Raw genomic sequence first — 20,441 nt, 5'->3', positions numbered from 1 at the left:
ATGAGTACAGTCAGTAGCAAAAATGATTTTGATCAGGAGTCTGAATGAAAAAATATATTCTCAGTATTGATCAAGGGACCACAGGAACAACGGTGCTTCTGATTGACCATGCGATGCATATTCATGCCAAAGTAAATCGCGAATTTCCTCAACACTATCCACAATCAGGTTGGGTTGAACACGATCCCGAAGAGATATGGAGATCAGTCTGTTTCGCGATCAAACAAGCGCTCGCTCATGCAAACATCGAAACAGCACAGATAGCTGCAATCGGCATCACGAATCAACGTGAAACAACGCTCTTATGGGAACGATCAACCGGAAAACCTGTTCATAATGCCATTGTCTGGCAGGATCGACGAACTGCCAACCTTTGTGAAAGTTTAAAACAAAAAAAATGTGAACCGCTGATCCGAGAAAAAACCGGTCTGATTCTCGATCCTTATTTTTCAGCGACAAAAATCGCTTGGCTTCTCGACCATATTCCTTCTCTTCCGAAACGTGCAGAAAAGGGAGATATTGTTTTTGGAACAATCGATACCTATCTTGTATGGAAACTGACACATGGAAAAACACATGTGACCGATGTCACCAATGCCTCTCGTACTCTTCTCATGAATCTCGAAACATGCCAGTTTGATCCTCAACTTTTGGAACTTTTTCAAATCCCAAAAGAAATTCTCCCCTCTATCAAATCCTCATCGGAAATATATGGAGTCACGAAGAATGTTGATGGACTTCCTGACGGTATTCCGATCGCTGGCATTGCAGGAGATCAACAAGCTTCTCTTTTTGGACAAGCATGTTTCGAAACCGGAAATGCAAAATGCACATATGGCACCGGTTCATTTCTTCTCATGAATACAGGAGAAAAAATTGTCCACTCAGAGAGCGGACTTTTAACAACAGTTGCATGGAAACGTGATGGGAAGGTGATTTATGCCCTTGAAGGAAGTGCTTTTATTGCAGGAGCTGCAGTCCAGTGGCTTCGTGATGGTTTAGGAATGATCACAACTGCTTCTGAGATTGAATCCCTTGCAGCATCAGTTCCTGATAGTGCGGGGGTTAGCTTTGTTCCCGCATTTGTTGGTCTTGGGAGCCCACATTGGAAACCAGAGGCACGGGCAAATATATCCGGTCTCACTCGTGGGACAACCGCTGCTCACATTGCTCGGGCTTGTCTTGAGGGGATTGCATTTCTTCAATACGATATTTTAGAAGCCATGCAAAAAGATATCGGGAAAAAACTTACCACACTCAAAGTAGACGGTGGCGCTTCTGCCAACGATCTTTTAATGCAGTTTCAAGCAGATATCTTGGAAACAACACTTATTCGTCCACACGTTATTGAAACAACAGCGCTTGGCGCTGCTTTTCTTGCAGGCCTTGCCGTCGGAGTTTGGGAAAACGAACAGGATATTGCTTCACATTGGAAGGAAGAAAAAACTTTTTCTCCAAAAATGTCAGATGAGGAAGTATCGTGGCGTCTTAAGCGTTGGCAAAGTGCTATCAAAAAAGCGTGACTCATCTTCACACACTCACTACTTCTCGCTTACAACTCGAACCTCTCTCCCATCAACATGCAAAGCAACTCTATGAACTTTCTCAAGATCCAAAACTTTACACCTGGATTGCAAAAGATCCTCCAACTTCACAGGAAAATTTTCGAGAACGTGTTCGCTTTCTCGAAGGAGGATTCTCTCCAGATAAATCTGAATATTGGCTCAATTGGATTGTACGCGATTCGCAGTCAAAGCAATTGATCGGCCAAATCGAAGTCACCTTACCTCGAGAAACACCACACGCTTTACTTGCGTATACGATTTTCCGTCCCTTCTGGAGACAAGGTTATGCAACCGAAGCCTGTCGCTGTATTATTGAACATCTTTTTACAATATGGAATGCGATGAAAATAATCATCAAAATGGACACACGAAATACAGCATCCGTCGCACTTGCCGAAACCCTTGGCGCAAAAGGCGTTGCCCTCATACCAAAAACTGAATTTTTTAAAGGATCGTGGAGTGGTGAATACACGTATGAGATTGAAAAAGTAGATTTTTTACAAACCAAACTTACGGCCAAAAAAGAAAGATGACGAGCAGCGTTCCTATCCCAAGTGACCACCAAACATTGTGGACAAAATAACCATAGCCCATGAGCACCACTCCCAAAATCATATGTCGTCCACTCTGAGAACGACGGCCATAGCGCCAGGCTGCAAAGCCGACAATACTAAAAAGAACCGCCACAAAAATGGAATAAATATCATCAGATGAAAATGAAAAAAGTGACATGCTAAAAAAATTTACGAAGATCAATCGTGAGATGCAAGGGGATTATAAGAGAAAAGTAATGACACTTTTCCCTTGAAGAGTGAACGACGTGAGGAGTACATTGCTCCTAGCCAAGAAGGAGAAACCCTGTGAGACAAAAAATGACGTGGGAAGAGATGAAGCAACAGTATCCTGACGAGTGGGTCGCTATTGTTGATCAAGAAGGTGAAACTGATTTGCCGTATGGAAACATAAGCGGAAAAGTGGTTGCACATAATGCTGATGAAGCGTTTTTTACAGTAGAATTAAAAAAACTTTGGTCAGTTATTCCTTCTGTCGAAATACGGTTTACAGGAGATATCCTTCCTGAGAATCCCGTTGGTCCTCTCTTATGGCAAATTATAAATACAACCTCTTAAAGGGGGTTCCGTTTACAATGGCTACAGTGAGTAGCCCAACATTTACCTTTTCTGGAAAATTTATCATTGATACGGGTGCTTATATGACTGTAATCCGTACTTCTCGCATCGACTCCATTGGATACTCAGCTCGTGACATGACCAAACCATTCAAAACCGAATCAGTGATTGGAAAAGAGTTTGGCTACTGTTTGAAGGTCGGTAAGTTTGAAGTCTTTGGAAAGATATTTGAAGATTTTGAAGTTGCCGCGCTTGATCTTCCAGATCGATACAATATTGATGGACTCATTGGCATGAATCTGTTGAATCAATTCAACTGGTGCATGCATCCTCAAAAATCGGTGATTTCAATTCATCATGATCCGTTCATCGGCGGATGATTTATTGTTGATACGCCTGCTCTAACGTTTTGATGTCGATCTTCTCCAATTTTCCACAGGATTTTGATGCGAGAATTTTGCTGATGTAAATTTGGCGTGGATACATAGACGATTTTAGAACCGCCTGCAAGGAGTTCGCCTTGGCCGCCTAACTCGGCAACTGGTTTTACCTACAAAGCCCAATGCTCCTATCCCTTTGATACGCATATTGCCAATCTTGAACTTGACCTTTCACTATTCTAGCCGTAGTCACACCGAAATGAACCCAAATCGGGCCCTATTAATATTCATTTTTGTACTTTTTTCTATGGGATGCAGCCCGGCTAAAGTTAAATACCAACACTGTTCTAAAGTTATTGAAGAATGGAAATGTGATGTGCCCGCTCAGTTTGATGATATGGAGTCCTGTAAGCATTATCAAATCTTAGCTCAATCCTATATTAACTTTAATGAATTAAGGGACAAGGGACAGACTACTATTACGCACAAATCTAGCGATCCCGAGGTACAAACAAACTGTATTGAATAAAAAGTGTCTGCAGGAGCTTTTTCGAGTACATAGATGGTTTTCGGTCATCTAAGAGGCTCCCCTGGAGGTCTAACTTATTTCTCCCTTAAATTCTTTCTCAAGGATTTCATTGATTGCCACTTCTGATTCAGAAGCAAAATGACAGAGTTCAGCCGTTTTTTTCTTGATGTCGAAAAGGCATTGAGCGTCAGTCAAATATTTTGCGGGGCCAAGCTCGATAACAAATCCCATGCAATGAAAGAGTATTACGACAACGTACAATTTCCCATGTCTCGCCCTCACCCCTAAGACATGAATTGGTTGGAGATTTTCCCATACCGTATCCAAAGCCAGTGCTCGTATTTTTTCACCGCTATCCGGGATCATGAGAAATTTTCTGAACTTCTCATATTCCTCGCAAAGAATATCATCCTTCAAAAGGACGGCGGCAAATCCGTAGGCGATTTTGACCACGGACCTGACCGGAATCGTGGGTTTGAAGTGGTCTAGCATGTTAACCGTGCCTTCAACTTCTATCGGAGACGATGAGATGATGAGTTTGCCTGTGGGGAAAGTTTTTTCTATCCGAGCGGTTTTGCCGGGCGCTAGACGTACAAGTTGCTCAATCGCTTCCTTTGCAATTTGAGATGCCTCAGCTTTGGACACTCCATAGTCCGATTGAATGATACCGGAGATAGCCGTAGAACCTTTTTCACGATCCTCTACAAAGTTGCTATCAATATTGACCACGCCTCTTGGCCGATCCACAAAAAAAGGAGCTTTGGTCTTCGCATATCCGACAAGCTCGTATCTTGGTTTCTCATTTGTTTCGGTTGGAGGCTTTTGTGTTCTTCGGAAGACGTTGGGATCGACGGGCATCCGCAACTCCGTCAACGCCCGTATGACTTCATGATTCTTTTGCCATTCGGAATCTGTTGCACTCCCAAGCTCACTGTTGCACCTTGAGCAGGCAAACCGTTCCCACCAAAATCCACCAAGGAACTCCGGAATTATATGTTCCCTTGAGGAAGGATGGTCCTTTGAAAAATTGTGATTACGATAAATACATCTCGCCATGGTGCTTCATTCACTTGGGCAGTTTTCTTCAATGAGAGTATATTCCGTATATAGTCCACTGGTTGTAGCAAAAATGATAGGAACTTTCTTATGACATAAAAGCTTACTCATCATAGATTCGTCTTGCTCTTTTAAGATTTCTACGGTGCGATCATAAACAATACCGTCTACATAAGCCGCTTTTTTTATAATTTCTCTAGCCCCCTTCAAATTCTTTGATTCAAGCTGGATTCGTATTTCGTTAGCATATTCCGTTGCGACTAAACCTACAAAATCTTTGAATCGATCTTCAGCAATCCCAACTTTAAGGGCGTAAAGAGCATATTTATTTTCTTTTTCATTATTACTGGTCAGTTTAGGCAATAAGTCGATGATAAGATCAGCTTCATATTGCTCTTTGGTTAAATAAGAACTTGTTAAAAGCGCCGTAATCAAAATGAAAATCCCCGTTATCAACGGCGGTAAAATTGTCTTAGCAATCCATTTTTCAGAGTTCTTTTTATCCACAAAAATTTCCTATTTTTCAACGTGCTCTTCATTCGGTGTTCATTTATTTAAGCAGCTTTTTTGAGTCGTTCCAATCCATCCAAAATGAACACGCGAATCAATACTTGATACGGAATACCTTGCTTTTCGGCCACTTTTTTCAATTCTGAAATTGTCGCATCGTCCAACGCAACACTCGTGGGCCTTTTGCGTTCATTTTTATACCTTTTCATCGCCTCAAGAATTTTGGAGGCATCCAACTGTACTATTCCTTTATATTCCTTGAGCGATTTTACGTAAGATTTCTTCATACTGTCTCCTTTCTTTGCGATGAGCCGGCCTGGCGCTAATGATTCGAACACGACCCTCCCTTAAAACAAAAACCTCTTGAAGCATTCGACCTGAAAACGTTGGCCCTACAATTCCTAAACGTTGTTCGTCCATCAGAGGATGAACTTGAATACCCAACGGAAGAGCTAAACCTGACTTGAAAATTTCTTCTGCTTCAGCAAGCAAAATACCATGCTTAGAAACATTCTTGGTCTTATTACCATGATCCCAATCGAAGTCGAAATGAGAAGTTTCCAGGAGCCAAATGAGCAACCATTCCACGAATTTCCACTGAGCCATAACATAGTGTACTTACACTATACTCATAGTGTCAAATCATTTTTCATTTTGTCTGATTCTTGTCGTGCTTGAAGTTTTTATCGAGGCAATAAAAAAGCTCTTGGAACTCCAAGAGTTTTTTTATGGGGTGGCTGAAGGGGTTCGAACCCTCGACCTCCTGGGCCACAGCCAGGCGCTCTAACCGACTGAGCTACAGCCACCATCTCTCTCATCAGTGAGACGTATGTTTCATATCGCCATACGTCTCACGAAGAGGGTAAAACTTTTACTGATTTTGAGTCGGCTGTTGTTCGCCAGAAGGTGCATCTGGTGCAGCTTCTGGAGCTTGTTGGTCTGTGTCTGTCGGACTCGACATTTCGGTCTGTAGCTCTGGCTGTATCTCTTCCTTCTTCTGGCACCCAACACCCAACGAAACAAACAGCACCAACATCAATAGACTCAGTAACCGCATACTACCTCCTTTCATTTTAGGTGGCGTACACTAAACAAATTTAAAAACAGAAGCAATATCATTCACACCATATGTCACCATGTCACACCACCTCATCCGACTTTCTTTGGGAAGAAAAAAACCCACTGCTTCGATGGACTTCATATAACTCTTTGAAAATAAAAGGAGAAAATAAGCGAGAGTTGGTACATTCTGTGCAAAAGTTGTTTGTTTGTTCCAAAACAAGGAGGGGACCATGAAAAAAATTCATTCTTCCATGTGTATTCTTTTTTTATTTCTTTCAGCCTGCGGTGGTAGTGGAAGTGGGGCAGAGAACAAAAGTGGCGACTGTGCAGGTGGCGGCTGGTGCGGTACAGAAGCCATTGTGCTCAAGGCAAATGTGTCCGATGCCCAGGCGCTTTTTACAACCCAGGAAAATTCTTCTGCCGTCAGTTCTGAATCCGCAAGCACGCGAAAACAAAATGGAAGCGACGGCGTTATCAGCACAAAATCTCCACTCTGGGCCGTGACAAGCAGTGGTGTCAAAGAGGTCCTCTCAGCCACAGAGGGTCAACTTGCGGATCTTCCAAAACTCTCGATTATTGCGGTGGCAGGAAATTACGGACTTCTCGTCTTTGAACATCCGTTTATTTATACCGAAACGGCAAACGGCGTCAGCATTGCAAACTATAAGGATCCCTGGTCACCCTCTTCTCCTTTCACCTGTCAGGTGTATCTCGTGAGTCTCGACGAAGAGAATGCAGCGCTGAAATGTGTGACAAATCAGCTCGAATTCAATACCTGGGATTCAAGCCCAAAAAGCGTACAAAAGGACTCGAATAACCGTTTTTATTTCCCCATGCACGTTCCCGGAAACTGGAAAGATGTTCTTCTTCGCTATGACCCTGCAAGCGACCAGGTCACTGAGGTCATCAACGCCAACATCTGTTTCCGCGAATTTACCGTCACACCTGACGGCGCTGTCTTGCACACCGGTATCACATCGACATCATCAAAATGTGATGGAGAAAGTTCTCTCTACATCGTCACCACTGACGGTGAACGACAGGTCATCTCTCGCGGATGGTGGGATTTTACGTTTAAGGCGATTGAAAACGGAACGCATTCCGGAAAAGTTCTCCTCTATGGTCCGGATCCGCTTCAGGCCACACTTCCGGAATGGGATGACGCCTGTCTCTATCGATACAATCCCGATGCCAGTGGCAGCAGCCGATCGACAGAAATTGCAGATTGTTCCATCGATGTGTGGCGCTATATTGAATCAGACATCGATGGCAATGCAAATTCAAAAGCAACACAGCGCACGCGCTGTGAAGAAACAAAAAGCATGATCGGCGGAAATAACAAACCGAAAAAAATTCTCCTTGCAGATACCGATAGTGACAATGTTGAAGAAATCTATCTTGTCGGCGCGATCCTCGATAAAAAAGCGGGAACCTGGACGTGCGATATCTGTGTAGATAACGGCACCGGATCGTGCACCAAAGATGGAGAGCTGCAGGAACACATCACACAAAATGCGTGCACAAGCGCTGGCGGAACATGGTCAACCTCCGGTGGCTGTTACAATGGTGTCACCACTTCTGCCTGTACCATCACGATTCCAGGTGGTTGGGACCTCAATCACGAATGGTGCGAAGATCCGGGAAGCAATTGGAGATCGAGTTACAACGCACTTGCTCATGTGAATTATGATGACGATGACCCTGACGCACGATCGATTACGCGACTGTCAAATGACAACCTCTCGGTCGATAATTGCTGGACGATCGACAACATCATCTATTGCAGTGCATTCAATGCAACCGATGGAGCTTTTGAATTTCACAAAATGGGAAATACCAAGACAAATAACACCGAACTTTTAAATGGCTATGAGATGTATGAAGTCATTAAGGATCCGCGCGACGAATCGAAACTCTTTTTCAGCGCGCTTCGCGAATCAGACAATCAGTATGTCACGGGGACGCTTAATCCAACAGCATCTGATGTTGCCGATTCTGTAAGTACGGAAAGTGGAATAACTGGGCAGATTGAAACGATTGTGGTGTTGCCGTAATCAGAGACGAAACAAACCGAGTTTTCTGAGGATTCTGACAAGCGTCCCTGGAGCACGCATGTAAAAATTTCGTGGCCAAGCGTGGTGTTTGAGAAGACGGAGTTCTTCTTCGCTGAGATACTTTCCATGGGATGCAGCACAATTTTCATCCACATGTTTCATCGTCCGCATGCTGGGAATGACCGTTGTGATCGCAGGATGTGCAAGACAAAATTGAAGCGCTGTTTGTGCAAGCGTGCGATCTGGTCGAATGAGAAATTCTAGTTTTTCAACGCGATCGCATGTCTCTTCCAATCGTTTTCCACGGAAATAAGAACGCCTCCAATCGCGAAGTTCAAAATTCGTGTCAGGAGTCAGCGCTCCCGCTAGGGCCCCTTCATCAAACGGGCAACGCGCAATGACAGCAACATTATAAAATTCACATACAGGAAAAAGTTTTTCTTCAGGAGTTTGATCAAAAATATTATAGATCACTTGGACGCTATCGATAAGACCCGACTTCACGAGCCGCAAACCACTGTTCGGATCATGCGCATTGAGTGAAACCCCAAAGAAACGTATTTTCCCTTGTCGTTTGAGTTTTTCAATCGCCGTCAAAAGAGAGTCCTCAAAGCCTTCTTGCCAACGATCAGTCCACACATGCAGTTGCTGAAGATCAAGTGAGTCGACATTTAAGTTATTCAAACTGATCTCGGTATATTTCACAATATGATCAGCTGTATATGCCTTGTGCAGAGGAACGCTCACACGCGCGGGCCATTCCAAATTGTTGGGAGGAATTTTTGTGGCGACAAAAACCGATCGTTTCATTTCCTGAAATGTTTTGGCGATCAACTGTTCACTGTGACCATTGCCATAAATCCATGCGGTATCGATAAAGGTCACACCATGCTCGATCGCGCGAATCATCGCCTTGATCGCTTGTGTGTCGTCGCGAGCACCCCACATGCCCCCCATGCTCCAAGTTCCTACTCCAATCTCAGAGACATTGACTCCTGTTTTTCCAAATGGTCGATATTTCATTCTTCTCCGGGTATTTTGTCTCCAGCTTTATAGAAACATTTTCAAATTCACTTGAAAAAATCAAATGTTAAGAATTCATTTTCTGGCATAGACTTTGCTTTATTTAAACCACATGACTTTTATCAATCACATCCTTTCTTTCATTCGTTCAGGCACGGTTGGTTCACCAGAACCGAAAACTCTCCCAAAAAAAGATCCGTCCTCTTTGCAACCGACTGATGGATTTCAACCAACTCCGTTAACACCGATAGAGCATATTCACCCGAAAAATATTCCCCTTTTTGGAAAGCAAACGGGAAAGCAAATTGAAGTTACTGTCACTGTTGATGAAAAAGAATATCGTCTTCAATTGGATGTCGGAACTGAAAAACAGAGAATTTCCTTTGGTCCGCACCATGGTGTTTATTGGGCAAAACCACTTCGCGAAGGTGGCATCTTTTATACGCTCTATTTCTCCGAAACCGATTTGCCCATGGTCGATGGAAAACCGAGTGGAGTAATCGGCTTTCAAGGGAAATCGGATCGATCTGATTTTCAAACCTTCATTGGCCTCGATGCAGAAAATGGAAGTTCTGTGCGCGCTCCGGTTGGAGAATATGAAAACTATGCAAATTGGCTGAGCAAACTTCATGGCGGATTTCATATCAGAGGAATGCGACCCTTTGATTTTCTCAAAGATAATCGTGATCTTTATCTTACCGAAGGAGTTTACCGATATTTATATAAACTTGCTCAATTGCCAAACGGAGCAACCACAGCCACGTTTGCAACCCCTATTTTTGAAAACGTTCGATTTGATAAAGCGACACAAAAGAAGCGATGGGAAGAACTCTTCAAACTGGATCATTATGAAGTTGCACGCGAGATTACAGATCAGGAACCCGCACTTGTTCCAACTCTAGCCTCTCTCGAAGCCCTCTATGATGTTGTCATGGCTGCAACTGAAGCTAAACCTCTTGAATGGATGTCAGCTGTTACAGCTGCAGCACTCCTCGCACCTCAAAAAGGAAGAGCGACACTTGAGATGCGAAGACTTCTCGAAGTGATCGATCGTGTGGCAAACGCTCTCAACAGTCCTAACGCATACACACGTATGGGCGCCTACACCACTCTTTCTCGTTTTCTTGAAGTCAACAATGCAACGCTCCATCGTTATGTTGCAAATGCTTATCTGAAGCAACCTGTCGGTCCACTACGAAAAAAAGATTCGATTGAAGGAGAGCGATCTCTTTTATATGCACGTATCTCTTTTGAAAGCGCGCTCGCTCAAAAAATGCAGCACGCACCTTTCCACATCCGTGATGCAATCTGGGGGAAATTGACAGGGAGCACACTTGAGCTCAAGGGACTCTCCAAAAATCTGCTGCAGAATCCTTCCAATACCGTTGGAAATATAAATTATTTTCTCACCGTCATTGCTCATAAAGGTATTGAAGCTCTCAAAGCTCTTCCTGTCGGAAATGCACCCTATCGACCAGCTGAACAAGCTTATGTCGAAGCATTGGCAAAAACACTCACGCTTGTGACCTCAATTAATCCAGCATGGAAGGATCAATGGAATGAAGTCGCACGCGTCATCTTGAATAAAACTTCGGATCAACCGACATCAGGGAAGCGTGAAACGCTTCTCGCACTTATAAATCAGCATGCACTAGGCTGGCTCCAACATGTAGCTGGCTATCTTCGAGCTGATCTTGAACCAGGATATATTCCTGCGCCATCTGATGCGGCAAACGATAATCTCGTCTATTTTAAACTTGTTAGACGATCGTATGAAGGACCACCCCAAGAACTCTGGACACGACTTCTTGAAAAGACTCTTTCCCCATCAGACCAAAGAGCGGAATTTGAAAGGCTCGCTCGCGCAGCCGAAGCTGAATATCCAGAAATGGGCGAGCAAAGTTCTGCGCCATGGGCAAATCTTTTGCATCAACTCGCTAAACGCTATGAGAATCTTCAGGAAGATTATAACGACTGGATCAAAGAAGAGTGGGCGAGAACGCACGATCCGCGACTGATTGACGCTGTAAGTGGTCAGATGTTTGGGGATGATGCTGCAAAGACCATGTTAGATATTGCAGATGAAATTCTGAACAATCGCGACATCGCCAAAACACTCCATGGCCGGAATGCGCTTCGCGCAATTCTAGATCGTTATGGTAGGATCAACTTTGCTCGGGCCCAACCTCTTGCAATATTTCTTATCAATGAGGCAGTATCATCAGAAAGTTTGACCGATAAAAAATCATTAGGTCTGGCAATTAATGATCTCTACACACTTCAAGTCGATGGCCTCTTTCCAAAGGAAAAATTTTCAGCAACTGCCCACTTCTATGAACAGGCTCTTCGTCAGGAACCGTTCTCACCACGCACATTTGCAGCCGCAAAACATTTTCAGCAACTCGCTTCTGGACAGGGAGTACAATTTGCAAATCTTTCACACGCTGTCACGAACCTTGAAGTTCGGGGACAGATTCCTTCAGAAAGTGTCATGAGCGCATCGGAATTTTATGACACGATTGCGAATAATCCGGACCCAAATGCCAGAAGGATCGCTGCAGAAAACGGAAAATATATCTATTTGAATCAGCAAGACCTTGATCGGCTACGACAGGGAACCTTTAACCCTGAACGCATGCAGGACTGGCAGCTCGTCGCACAGGGTCTCCAACTTGGGATGCATGATCATTCCCAAACAGTGGCAGATGAAGCGCATCGTAGTTACTCATATTCACAACTGGTCATTGCTCCTGCAACAATCGAGGGAGACATAAAACCGATGCTTCTCCTTGGAAACACACCAGATCCAGCAAAACCACATCAAAGCTCCGACATGACCGTCATTATTTTTAACTTCAAGGGAGAAAAAATTTCGGATCGCACTGTTGTTGCAGCGCGTGAGATACTGACCAAAATACCGCTCCATGTAAAAAATCGCTTCATCGGGGTCGAACGTCACTCTCACGACAAACGGAAACATGCATCAGGTCTACAGGAGCTTGTCGTCCCTGATGGTCGCACACGAAGAGGAGAACCTCTTCGTTACCGAATGGAACTCTATGAGGATGTTGACATTGATACGATCGCTCATGCAGCGGTCCATCCGCTCTTTTTTCATATTTCAGATGAAGATCGGGAAGCTTTCACTCGTTTACATGCAGATTCTTCAGATCCAGCAGATTTTGCGGAAGAATATGGGAAAAGTGATGCGGACGAAGATTGGGCAACAATTGGAAATGCGTGGATACGCAATAGTCAAAGAACTCTTGCTTATGCGGTGGATACAGCCACGAAGGGACACCCCCGTTTTTTACAAAAGCTTCTCATTTTTCTTCGGAACTACGCAGATGAAGAAACAAAAATACCAACATCTGAAATTCACGATGACCTGGTTCATTCAACCTTGGAACCTTCATCGTTTGCAGCGAAACGTGAGCGATCTTTGATCACAGAAATTCAAAGCTCTGAGAGAAGTCGATACACCTTTGGTTATGAAGGCCGTCAACTTGTGGAAGTCCAGGGGATGCAGATAAGAAAAATAACACCTCAAAACGTTACGCCTCTTCCATCACCAAAAATTGAATATCATAAGAAGTGATCATTCCTCTTGTAAAATCACTTCCAAAAAGATGCACAAGGCTCAAACTATAAATCGAACGAAACGCAAGTTGTCCCATGAGCATCAAACTTTGAACGATCAAAAAAAAAATACTTCTTTTCCATCGTGAGTATACGAAAATATCTTCTTGAGAGCATCGGAGATATGCTGGAGATAAATCAGATCATCCTTCATAAGGGTATACCTCCGACAACACTATTTGGTATCGGACAAACAACCCTGTTTTTTCGAATAATATTCATTCCATAAATAAAAAATGGCAGAGCAACAAAGGGAACAGTGCAGAAAAGAAGCCGGAACGAACCACAACGAAAGTTCGAATCAATTTTCGATTGAAGGTTGTGTCTTCCATATTATATGCGTTTGCAAAAGTTATCGTCGTGGACGATCGTATCTTCCGATCAATTCTGTTTGTGCGAGGATGTGCCCTTGCATCGCTTTTTCAATTTCTTTTTTCGTCGCGCCTGTTTTCAGACTCAGTGTCGTATCAAGCGCATAGAGTTTGAAAAAGTAGCGATGTTCGCGATCTGGAGGACACGGCCCACCATAACCTGTTCGATTCCAACTATTTTTTCCTTCAATCGTTCCGAGTGGTCGTGCTTTCATCCCTTCAGAAAATTTCGTAACGTTCATTGGAATATTAAAGAGAAGCCAGTGGTCCCACGTTCCCATCGGAGCGTCAGGATCATCGACGATAAGTGCTAATGATTTTGTTCCAGCAGGGACCCCACTCCACTCAAGTTCAGGAGAAATATCTTTCCCGTCGCACGTAAACTTTTGAGGAATCAGTCCATTCGCATCAAATCCATTACTTTTTAAGGTAAGTGTCATACGTCCTCCTTCTCTTTCAGATTTCGTAGCCTAGCACTTTAGCAGTGTCAATGAAGCAGCTTGTGAAATGAATGACGATCTTTTAGGTAGAGAAAACAGGAGAAAATATGAAAAAATCTTACACACTTGAAACTGCCGTCATTCATGCTGGCGAAAGGGAAACATCTTATGAGGGTGAAGTAACGCTGCCGATTTTTCAATCATCTGCTTATGAATATAATGATGCGCAACAAGGGGATACAAAATACATCCGAAGATCGAATCTCCCGAATCATGAAGTACTTCATCACAAACTTGCAGCGCTTGAACATGCTGAAGCAGCCCTTGTCTTTTCCAGTGGCATGGCCGCGATTACCACAGCGCTCCTTGCGACCCTCAAACATGGAGACCACCTCTTAGCCCATCAATCGCTCTATGGCGGCACCATGAATTTTTTCCAGAAACACGCTGCTTCGTTTGGCATCAGCTGTGATTTTATTGATGCAACTGATCCCACACACTGGAAGAAAAAAATAAAACCAAATACAAAAGCAATCTATATTGAAACGATTACTAATCCGCTTATGGAAGTTCCTCATCTCAAAGCTGTTGTCGATTTTGCTCGCGAACATAATTTGATCTCAATGACAGACAACACGTTTGCAACTCCGATCAACTTTCGTCCTGCTGAACTTGGATTTGATGTCTCACTCCATAGCGCTACAAAATATTTGAATGGACATTCGGATCTCATCGCTGGCGCTGCCATCGGGAAAAAACAGTACATCACAGCAATGCTTCAAACCATGCACTATCTTGGCGCAGCGCTCGATCCCCACGCCTGTTTTTTGCTCCACCGTGGTCTCAAAACATTAGCGATTCGCATGAAGCAACATCATCAGAATGCGAAGCAACTTGCTGAAATGCTTTCGCAGCATCCCAAGGTCAAAACTGTTTCATATCCAGGTCTCACCACGCATCCACAACATCATTTCGCGCGGGAGTTTCTGGATGGCTTTAGCGGCATGCTCAGTTTTGAAATCGACGGCGATGCAACACACACCGAGAGTTTTTTTCAGAAACTGAATCTCGACACCAAAGCGGTGAGCCTTGGTGGCGTGGAAACATTACTCTGTTGCCCTGCAAAAACTTCGCATGCTGCCATGGGTTACGAAGAACGTATGAAAGCTGGTGTCTCTGATACACTCATCCGCGTTTCTGTGGGGATCGAATCAGCACATGATTTACTTGAAGATTTCAAACAAGCGCTTGCATAGCTCTTGCTGCAAATCTCATTTGTTGATAGGGAGGCTCCATGTTCAAGAAAAGACTGATTCTCCTCATGATCGTATTTTCAGCATTCCCATTTGAAAATGCTCATCCCAAAAGAAAAGGATCGCATATGGCAAAACCAGAAATCATTGCTCATCGTGGTGGGAAATTAAATTTTCCAGAAAATACACTCTGTGCTTTTCGACATAATGTTCAGCAAAAAGTAGCTGCTCTTGAACTCGACGTCCAAGTGACGAAAGATGACGTTGTTGTTCTTTATCATCCTGAAGATCTCTCGATGTGGACAGAGAGTAAAGGAGCTATTGCCGACAAGACAGCGGCAGAAGTGACAGCACTTGATACGAGCGCAAAATATCAAGGGCCTCAAACGTATAAAACGCAATGTAATCCAGAGGAACTGCGCATCCCAATGCTCAACGAAGTTTTGGAAAAAATTCCAAACATGCCAATTGTTGTCGATTTTAAATCACTGCCGGCTGAAACCCTTATTGCTGCAGTTGTAAAATCGGTTCCAGAAAAAGAATGGCCAAGGCTTCGTTTTTATTCCACCTCCGCAGAGCATACGAAAGCGCTTCATGCACAAAAACCAGATGCGGTTATTTTTGAAGATCGAGAACCGAGTTTAAAACGTCTTATGATTATTGATGGCACAAATGACTGTAAAGTTGAAAAAAAATCCGCAACAATGGATTGCCTACGAACTGGTGCGAGAGCTTGAGGTTTGCGACACGACAAAAATGGGTAAAACCTGCGTCAAGGTTCCCTTTCAAATGTGGACATCGGAAAGTGTTGCGTGCACACGAACAATGACGGGTGCAAAAATTGTCTTTTTTGGAATTAACACTGCGGAAGACTACAAAAAAGCTCGCGACCTTGGAGCTGATGCGGTGTTTACCGATGATCCAGCGCTTCTAACGCAGAAAAAATAAACACACATCCTGAAAACTTAAGACACATTTTCAGAAATTGCATATCGAAGTGTTAATCGTACAAAACGTTTGTGCAGAAGTCTCACGAGAAAAAAATAGATTTTTCCAAAACGAGAATTTATTTTGGTAATAGTTGACGCCATCACCGTATCTGTCTGAGATCCCTGTTTCAAAGAAAGAGAAAAACGGTAGGTCATAAATCCTAAGGATTCACCAAAGACAATTTCGTGATCATTGCGGGCATATATTTTCCATGAACCGATCGCCTCGCCCGGTGCGAACTTTGCACTTTTTACGTTTTGTTCCATCTTCGTTCGCGACAATTGATTCATGCTAATAATTCTTAACCATGCCGGCTGAGCTAGAAAGTAAGCACGAGCAAAATCAGTGATGGTAGCATAACGCCCCGAAGGGACATCCACCGCAAATGCATCTCGATAATCTGCACCAGACAATGCTGATTGAACAAGCGTGTCTGGCAATGGAGCGATCTCTTTTATGAGTCTTGTCACGAAATGATCCTCTTTTCCTCTTTTTTCCATTTTTAAAAGGCCTTTGTCACATAAATTCAAGAGATCTGTTCGCGTCGATCAGTGTTGCAGACGGATAAAATCAAAAGGTGCTCTTTTGCGGAATTCATCTAAATTTGTTTTCTCGTAATTTTTTGGCATGCTGATATTTTTGATACCAAAGTGTTCCATATCATTTTTGGACATAAAGAAAAATCCTTGAGCATCATATTTTTCATTTCCAATTCTGCATACATATTCATCAACACCAACCAATTTAAAAAATTCATCTTCTCTTGTTCGACAAAATTCTGTATGTGTTTTCATTTTTTGGAACAACGCATTGCTATTCCCAAGCAGTTTTCGTTCATCTGCTGGCATGCTCTTAAACATCTCCTGAGCATATTTCTTCAGTTCCACCTCAGAAAGAAGATCTTTTTGACGCATGTTTCCATGCCACGCAACAACCGCATGTTGATAAATTTTCTTCTTTTTCGCCGCAGGAAAAACATAATTCGCACACGAGGAAAGACAAGCTCTCTCCACATCAACATCAATCTTATTTTTTGCAACCCAGAAACCAAACTCAATTGCTGAACATGTTTCGCCGCCACTTGAAGAAATAATGAGCTTTTTAATTTTTTGACCTTCTGTTTCTTTCAATAAACGTTGCACATTTTCATCACTCATTGTTCCAATATAGCGAACAACTTTTCCGTTCTTCGTAATAGTTGCTTTTTCAGCTTGAAAATCGAATTTGGCTTCCTGAAACAGAACTGTTATTTTTTCTAACTCTGCATCTACAAGTTTCAAAATCTCATCAAGTGAAATCGTATGAGGAGCTGATATTTCAGTGTGCTTCCCATAAATTTTTTTAAGTTTCTTCGTTGTTAAATAGTCCGGATGATGAAGCTCTGCGATAGTACAATAGTGAATTTTCTTACCTTCCTGCTCTACGGATAATTCATATATATGAAGCACCAAAGGCTGGTCTTCAATTCCCCCCATGAGTTGACGAACATTTTTTGGTATTTCCGGACGCATACCGAAATATCTATTTTGCTTTTGAACGATCCATCCTCTTTGTTTGAAGGTGCTGCCGATAGATTGAGATTTCTCGGTAATCAAAACATGCTCTTCGCGCACTCGTTCATCAATAACCTTTGGAAAAATGACAAACGCCAATGTACGAGCAATCTCCTTTCCATCATGCGTGCTATAGAGTTTGGACACTCGGAGCGTTGGAGTTTTTTTCAGGACTTTGACACCATAACTTCCATATTTGTTCTGAATCATTTCACTATTGAGAAGAGGTTTTGTTGCGGAGAAAACAACACTTGGTTGAAGGAGAAGCAGACTTCCCATTGAGATGATGACAATCTTTTTTAATATTCTCTGCATCTTCAGCCTCCCTTTGATGAATTCTTTAACACCGTTAGACTCATACCTTCGGAATTGAAATACTTTTCAAAATCAGATCGATGTTTTGGCCATTCGCTGTCAATCATCGCAAAGTATTTTGTGTCGCGACTTTGATGTTTGACCCACATGTGATTTCGGAAAAGTCCCTCAAATACAAATCCCATACGAAGCGCCGTCCGTTCACTTTCCGTGTTAGCGCTGTGACACTTCCATTCAGCACGACGATAGTTCAATGTTTCAAATGCATATTTTAAAAGTAAATAGGTCGCTTCCGTATTGATTTTTGTTTTTTGAGCTTCCCTTCCATACCAGACATGTCCAATCTCGATTCTTCGATGATCAGGAACATGCGCAAGATAACCACACATACCGACAAAATGATTTGATGTGTTATGCTTCACTCCAAAAATAAAATCAGAAGAAGAGTTTTGCATGGAGAGTAACCACGCTTGCATCTCTCCACTATTTTTAAACGGACCATACGGCATATACTGCCAAAACCGATCATCACTTTGCGCTGCCGCAAAAAGATCATCCACCATCTCGTCTGCAGATAAGGGAATCAAACAACAATATTTTCCTGTACAGGTTGGGAGTTGAAGTGATGTTTTCATTTTGAAATTCTCTCGGTTGGCAAGAACTGTCTCAAGCCTTCCGGAATTAAATGATACAAGAAAGTTTCGATAAAAATGCGATGGCGTTGATATTGGAGACCGAGATAAATAATGAAAATGCCAAAAATGCTCAGGGCAAAAGGAAAGAGAAGTGAATTTTCAAAAACTCTGTACGCCAGATGACCAATATAGCCAAACACTCCGAGCACACCAAACACCATAAACATACGTCGCTGCAAGATTACGGAAACCATGATGAGTACTACATTAATAAGACAATACAGAAATTTGCTCCATTCACTCGTGGACTCCATCAGTGAGAGGCCTCCCCAAAAAGCAAAGAGACCAAAAAGATAACCCCAAAATGCATAATCTTCTTTTGTGCGGCGATCGATGACATAGCTCACACAGAGCATCGCCAGCCCAAACCATAATGACACGAGCTTCCGCTCATCTACCGTAAAATCTGTCTTGCCAAAAAGGAGTGGCGCCAAATCCATCGACATATACCAAAGAGAAAGCGCAATCGGTGCCATGAGAAATGGAAAGCGAATAAATTTGAGCGTTATGAGTGCTGCGAGAATTGTTCCCATTTCCAGCAGAAACCAGCTTCCCTTCACCCACACATGATAGCCTTGATAGAAACCAGGATCGCCTTGCGGCCAAATGCCTGTCATTCTCTCCAGACCATAGATCGCAAGTGGGATCATACAAACAGCCATGGTGTAAAAAAGTCCTCCCGGAGTTTTCAGCCCAGGTTTAGTCCAGAGTTTCTGACCAATAAAAAGGAAGCAGAGCGCGTAGATGGTTGCAATGATAAAAATCCCATCACCGCCAAATTGCTCCCATGCGCGATTCATGAACCACCCCATCGCGGAAATAACAATCAACGCACCGAAATAATAAGCAACATGAATGCCATCAAATCGAGCTCGCGTGGGATAGCGATTTTCAAGTGCCTGCCAAAGCGTTGCGGCTTGCTCTGATGTGAGGAGTCCGTTTGAGGTTGCCCATTGCAAATCTTCCCGAGAAATTTTCATAACTCCCCTTTCGACAGGATTTGAGTTGACCGGTGATAATTCGATTCGCGATAAATATCAATTTTCACTGGAAAAGTGAACGAGATTTGTTCTCGTGTTTTGACTGGAAAAACAAGACATTATGAACTTAAGGTCGCAAAATGCGACCTTAAAAATCGCTAGCACCTTAATAAAAACAACTCGTTGTGAACTTGAAGCCGCAAATTGCGACCTCAAGTTGACTGAAAAGTTTAAGGTCACATTTTGCAACCTTAAACAAATGACTTGAAAATTAACTTTTCTTGTAATTTTTCTAATATCTATATACTATCTAGACGTGATACGATTCGAGTGGGATGAAATGAAGAACAAAAGTAATCGTTCCAAGCACAGTATTTGGTTCGAAGAAGCTCAGAGCGTTTTTGATGACCCATTAAGTCGTGTTTTTTTAGACAATGAACATTCTGATACAGAAGACCGCTTCATTATTTTAGGCATGAGCTCGGCATCAAGGCTTCTCATTATTGTGCATTGTTATCGAGAATCTGACTCAGTTATTCGTATTATTTCGGCCAGAAAAGCCACCAAGAAGGAGGTACAATTTTATGAAGAAAGAATATAATTTTTCCAAAATGAAAGAGATTAAAAATCCCTATATAGGGAAGAAGAAAGCTGTGGGAATCAACTTAAGCCCTGAAGTCATTGATTATTTCAAAAAAATGGCTGATCAAACTGGGGTTCCGTATCAAAAACTCATCGATCTCTATCTTTTAGATTGTGTCAAACGGCGCAAAAAACTCTCTCTCAAATGGGCAGCTTAAGATACAAAATCGCCAATATGACGTTCAGATATCGTAAGAACTTCACAACGACGGTCTAAAACATCATACTCTTCTTTAAATTCGCCAAGAATTTTT

General features: G+C 42.8%; 24 protein-coding genes and 1 tRNA gene. 11 read left to right on the top strand and 14 right to left on the bottom strand.

Annotated elements, in window-relative coordinates:
* The first annotated feature begins 44 nt into the window (after positions 1-44).
* Both A3C46_02840 and A3C46_02835 read left to right on the top strand, forming a co-directional pair.
* Complete coding sequence (locus tag A3C46_02840) at positions 45-1,523, top strand: glycerol kinase (protein OGQ21533.1); 1,479 nt, start codon at positions 45-47, stop codon at positions 1,521-1,523.
* On the top strand, positions 1,496-2,098 hold the full coding sequence (locus tag A3C46_02835) for a hypothetical protein (protein OGQ21532.1): 603 nt from the start codon (positions 1,496-1,498) through the stop codon (positions 2,096-2,098). Before A3C46_02840 ends, A3C46_02835 begins: the two co-directional genes overlap by 28 nt.
* On the opposite strand, the gene A3C46_02830 is transcribed toward A3C46_02835, so the two are convergent.
* The gene (locus tag A3C46_02830; GenBank protein ID OGQ21531.1) at positions 2,076-2,297 is read right to left on the bottom strand and encodes a hypothetical protein; all 222 of its coding nucleotides are present in this window, start codon (positions 2,295-2,297) and stop codon (positions 2,076-2,078) included. The two genes, A3C46_02835 and A3C46_02830, sit on opposite strands and share 23 nt — an antisense overlap.
* A gap of 140 nt (positions 2,298-2,437) precedes the next feature.
* Here A3C46_02830 and A3C46_02825 point away from each other — a divergent pair, with 140 nt between their 5' ends.
* Positions 2,438-2,695 carry a hypothetical protein gene (locus A3C46_02825; GenBank protein OGQ21530.1) on the top strand — a complete coding sequence of 86 codons (258 nt, stop codon included), beginning with the start codon at positions 2,438-2,440 and terminating at the stop codon, positions 2,693-2,695.
* Positions 2,696-2,712: 17 nt separating this feature from the next.
* On the top strand, positions 2,713-3,075 hold the full coding sequence (locus A3C46_02820) for a hypothetical protein (GenBank protein ID OGQ21529.1): 363 nt from the start codon (positions 2,713-2,715) through the stop codon (positions 3,073-3,075).
* Between the two features lie 598 nt (positions 3,076-3,673).
* On the opposite strand, the gene A3C46_02815 is transcribed toward A3C46_02820, so the two are convergent.
* From A3C46_02815 to A3C46_02785, 7 genes are all read right to left on the bottom strand, one after another.
* A complete protein-coding gene (locus A3C46_02815) occupies positions 3,674-4,660 on the bottom strand; it encodes a hypothetical protein (GenBank protein OGQ21528.1) in 987 nt (328 codons plus the stop codon).
* A 6-nt stretch (positions 4,661-4,666) separates the two neighbouring features.
* Entirely contained in the window at positions 4,667-5,167 is a 501-nt protein-coding gene (locus A3C46_02810) for a hypothetical protein (GenBank protein OGQ21527.1), read from the bottom strand.
* 47 nt (positions 5,168-5,214) lie between these two features.
* On the bottom strand, positions 5,215-5,406 hold the full coding sequence (locus A3C46_02805; protein ID OGQ21526.1) for a hypothetical protein: 192 nt from the start codon (positions 5,404-5,406) through the stop codon (positions 5,215-5,217).
* A gap of 13 nt (positions 5,407-5,419) precedes the next feature.
* Positions 5,420-5,734, bottom strand: a complete 315-nt coding sequence (locus tag A3C46_02800; GenBank protein ID OGQ21604.1) for a hypothetical protein — start codon at positions 5,732-5,734, stop codon at positions 5,420-5,422.
* 165 nt (positions 5,735-5,899) lie between these two features.
* Positions 5,900-5,976: transfer RNA gene (locus tag A3C46_02795), tRNA-His, on the bottom strand.
* Between the two features lie 65 nt (positions 5,977-6,041).
* Entirely contained in the window at positions 6,042-6,227 is a 186-nt protein-coding gene (locus A3C46_02790; GenBank protein ID OGQ21525.1) for a hypothetical protein, read from the bottom strand.
* Between the two features lie 30 nt (positions 6,228-6,257).
* A complete protein-coding gene (locus A3C46_02785) occupies positions 6,258-6,464 on the bottom strand; it encodes a hypothetical protein (protein OGQ21524.1) in 207 nt (68 codons plus the stop codon).
* Between A3C46_02785 and A3C46_02780 the strand changes: the two genes are divergently transcribed.
* Complete coding sequence (locus A3C46_02780) at positions 6,463-8,286, top strand: hypothetical protein (GenBank protein OGQ21523.1); 1,824 nt, start codon at positions 6,463-6,465, stop codon at positions 8,284-8,286. The genes A3C46_02785 and A3C46_02780 overlap by 2 nt on opposite strands.
* On the opposite strand, the gene A3C46_02775 is transcribed toward A3C46_02780, so the two are convergent.
* Positions 8,287-9,309 (bottom strand): aldo/keto reductase, encoded by a 1,023-nt coding sequence (locus A3C46_02775; GenBank protein ID OGQ21522.1) that lies wholly within the window; start codon positions 9,307-9,309, stop codon positions 8,287-8,289.
* Between the two features lie 94 nt (positions 9,310-9,403).
* Between A3C46_02775 and A3C46_02770 the strand changes: the two genes are divergently transcribed.
* Positions 9,404-12,907 (top strand): hypothetical protein, encoded by a 3,504-nt coding sequence (locus tag A3C46_02770; protein ID OGQ21521.1) that lies wholly within the window; start codon positions 9,404-9,406, stop codon positions 12,905-12,907.
* Positions 12,908-13,300: 393 nt separating this feature from the next.
* Here A3C46_02770 and A3C46_02765 read toward each other — a convergent pair whose 3' ends face one another.
* Positions 13,301-13,759, bottom strand: a complete 459-nt coding sequence (locus A3C46_02765) for a hypothetical protein (protein OGQ21520.1) — start codon at positions 13,757-13,759, stop codon at positions 13,301-13,303.
* Positions 13,760-13,866: 107 nt separating this feature from the next.
* Between A3C46_02765 and A3C46_02760 the strand changes: the two genes are divergently transcribed.
* The 3 genes from A3C46_02760 to A3C46_02750 are packed head-to-tail and all read left to right on the top strand — an operon-like array spanning position 13,867 to position 15,960.
* Positions 13,867-15,015, top strand: a complete 1,149-nt coding sequence (locus A3C46_02760; GenBank protein OGQ21519.1) for a cystathionine beta-lyase — start codon at positions 13,867-13,869, stop codon at positions 15,013-15,015.
* Positions 15,016-15,053: 38 nt separating this feature from the next.
* Positions 15,054-15,749, top strand: a complete 696-nt coding sequence (locus A3C46_02755; protein OGQ21518.1) for a hypothetical protein — start codon at positions 15,054-15,056, stop codon at positions 15,747-15,749.
* Positions 15,736-15,960 (top strand): hypothetical protein, encoded by a 225-nt coding sequence (locus A3C46_02750; GenBank protein OGQ21517.1) that lies wholly within the window; start codon positions 15,736-15,738, stop codon positions 15,958-15,960. The genes A3C46_02755 and A3C46_02750 overlap by 14 nt, the downstream gene beginning before the upstream one ends.
* Positions 15,961-15,977: 17 nt before the next feature.
* On the opposite strand, the gene A3C46_02745 is transcribed toward A3C46_02750, so the two are convergent.
* The 4 genes from A3C46_02745 to A3C46_02730 are packed head-to-tail and all read right to left on the bottom strand — an operon-like array spanning position 15,978 to position 19,545.
* Positions 15,978-16,502 (bottom strand): hypothetical protein, encoded by a 525-nt coding sequence (locus tag A3C46_02745; protein OGQ21516.1) that lies wholly within the window; start codon positions 16,500-16,502, stop codon positions 15,978-15,980.
* 48 nt (positions 16,503-16,550) lie between these two features.
* Positions 16,551-17,870, bottom strand: coding sequence for a hypothetical protein (locus A3C46_02740; GenBank protein ID OGQ21515.1), 1,320 nt, complete (start codon positions 17,868-17,870; stop codon positions 16,551-16,553).
* A gap of 2 nt (positions 17,871-17,872) precedes the next feature.
* Positions 17,873-18,505: a hypothetical protein gene (locus A3C46_02735; GenBank protein OGQ21514.1), complete on the bottom strand. Its 633-nt coding sequence runs from the start codon at positions 18,503-18,505 to the stop codon at positions 17,873-17,875.
* Positions 18,502-19,545, bottom strand: coding sequence for a DUF2157 domain-containing protein (locus A3C46_02730; GenBank protein OGQ21513.1), 1,044 nt, complete (start codon positions 19,543-19,545; stop codon positions 18,502-18,504). The genes A3C46_02735 and A3C46_02730 overlap by 4 nt, the downstream gene beginning before the upstream one ends.
* Before the next feature lie 340 nt (positions 19,546-19,885).
* Here A3C46_02730 and A3C46_02725 point away from each other — a divergent pair, with 340 nt between their 5' ends.
* Both A3C46_02725 and A3C46_02720 read left to right on the top strand, forming a co-directional pair.
* Positions 19,886-20,146, top strand: a complete 261-nt coding sequence (locus A3C46_02725; protein OGQ21512.1) for a hypothetical protein — start codon at positions 19,886-19,888, stop codon at positions 20,144-20,146.
* The gene (locus A3C46_02720) at positions 20,130-20,345 is read left to right on the top strand and encodes an antitoxin (GenBank protein ID OGQ21511.1); all 216 of its coding nucleotides are present in this window, start codon (positions 20,130-20,132) and stop codon (positions 20,343-20,345) included. The genes A3C46_02725 and A3C46_02720 overlap by 17 nt, the downstream gene beginning before the upstream one ends.
* The last annotated feature ends 96 nt before the right edge of the window (positions 20,346-20,441 follow it).

The organism is Deltaproteobacteria bacterium RIFCSPHIGHO2_02_FULL_44_16 (assembly GCA_001798185.1).
In the GTDB taxonomy this organism is placed as follows: Bacteria; UBA10199; UBA10199; order 2-02-FULL-44-16; family 2-02-FULL-44-16; genus 2-02-FULL-44-16.
This window is presented reverse-complemented; position numbering and strand designations above follow the sequence as displayed.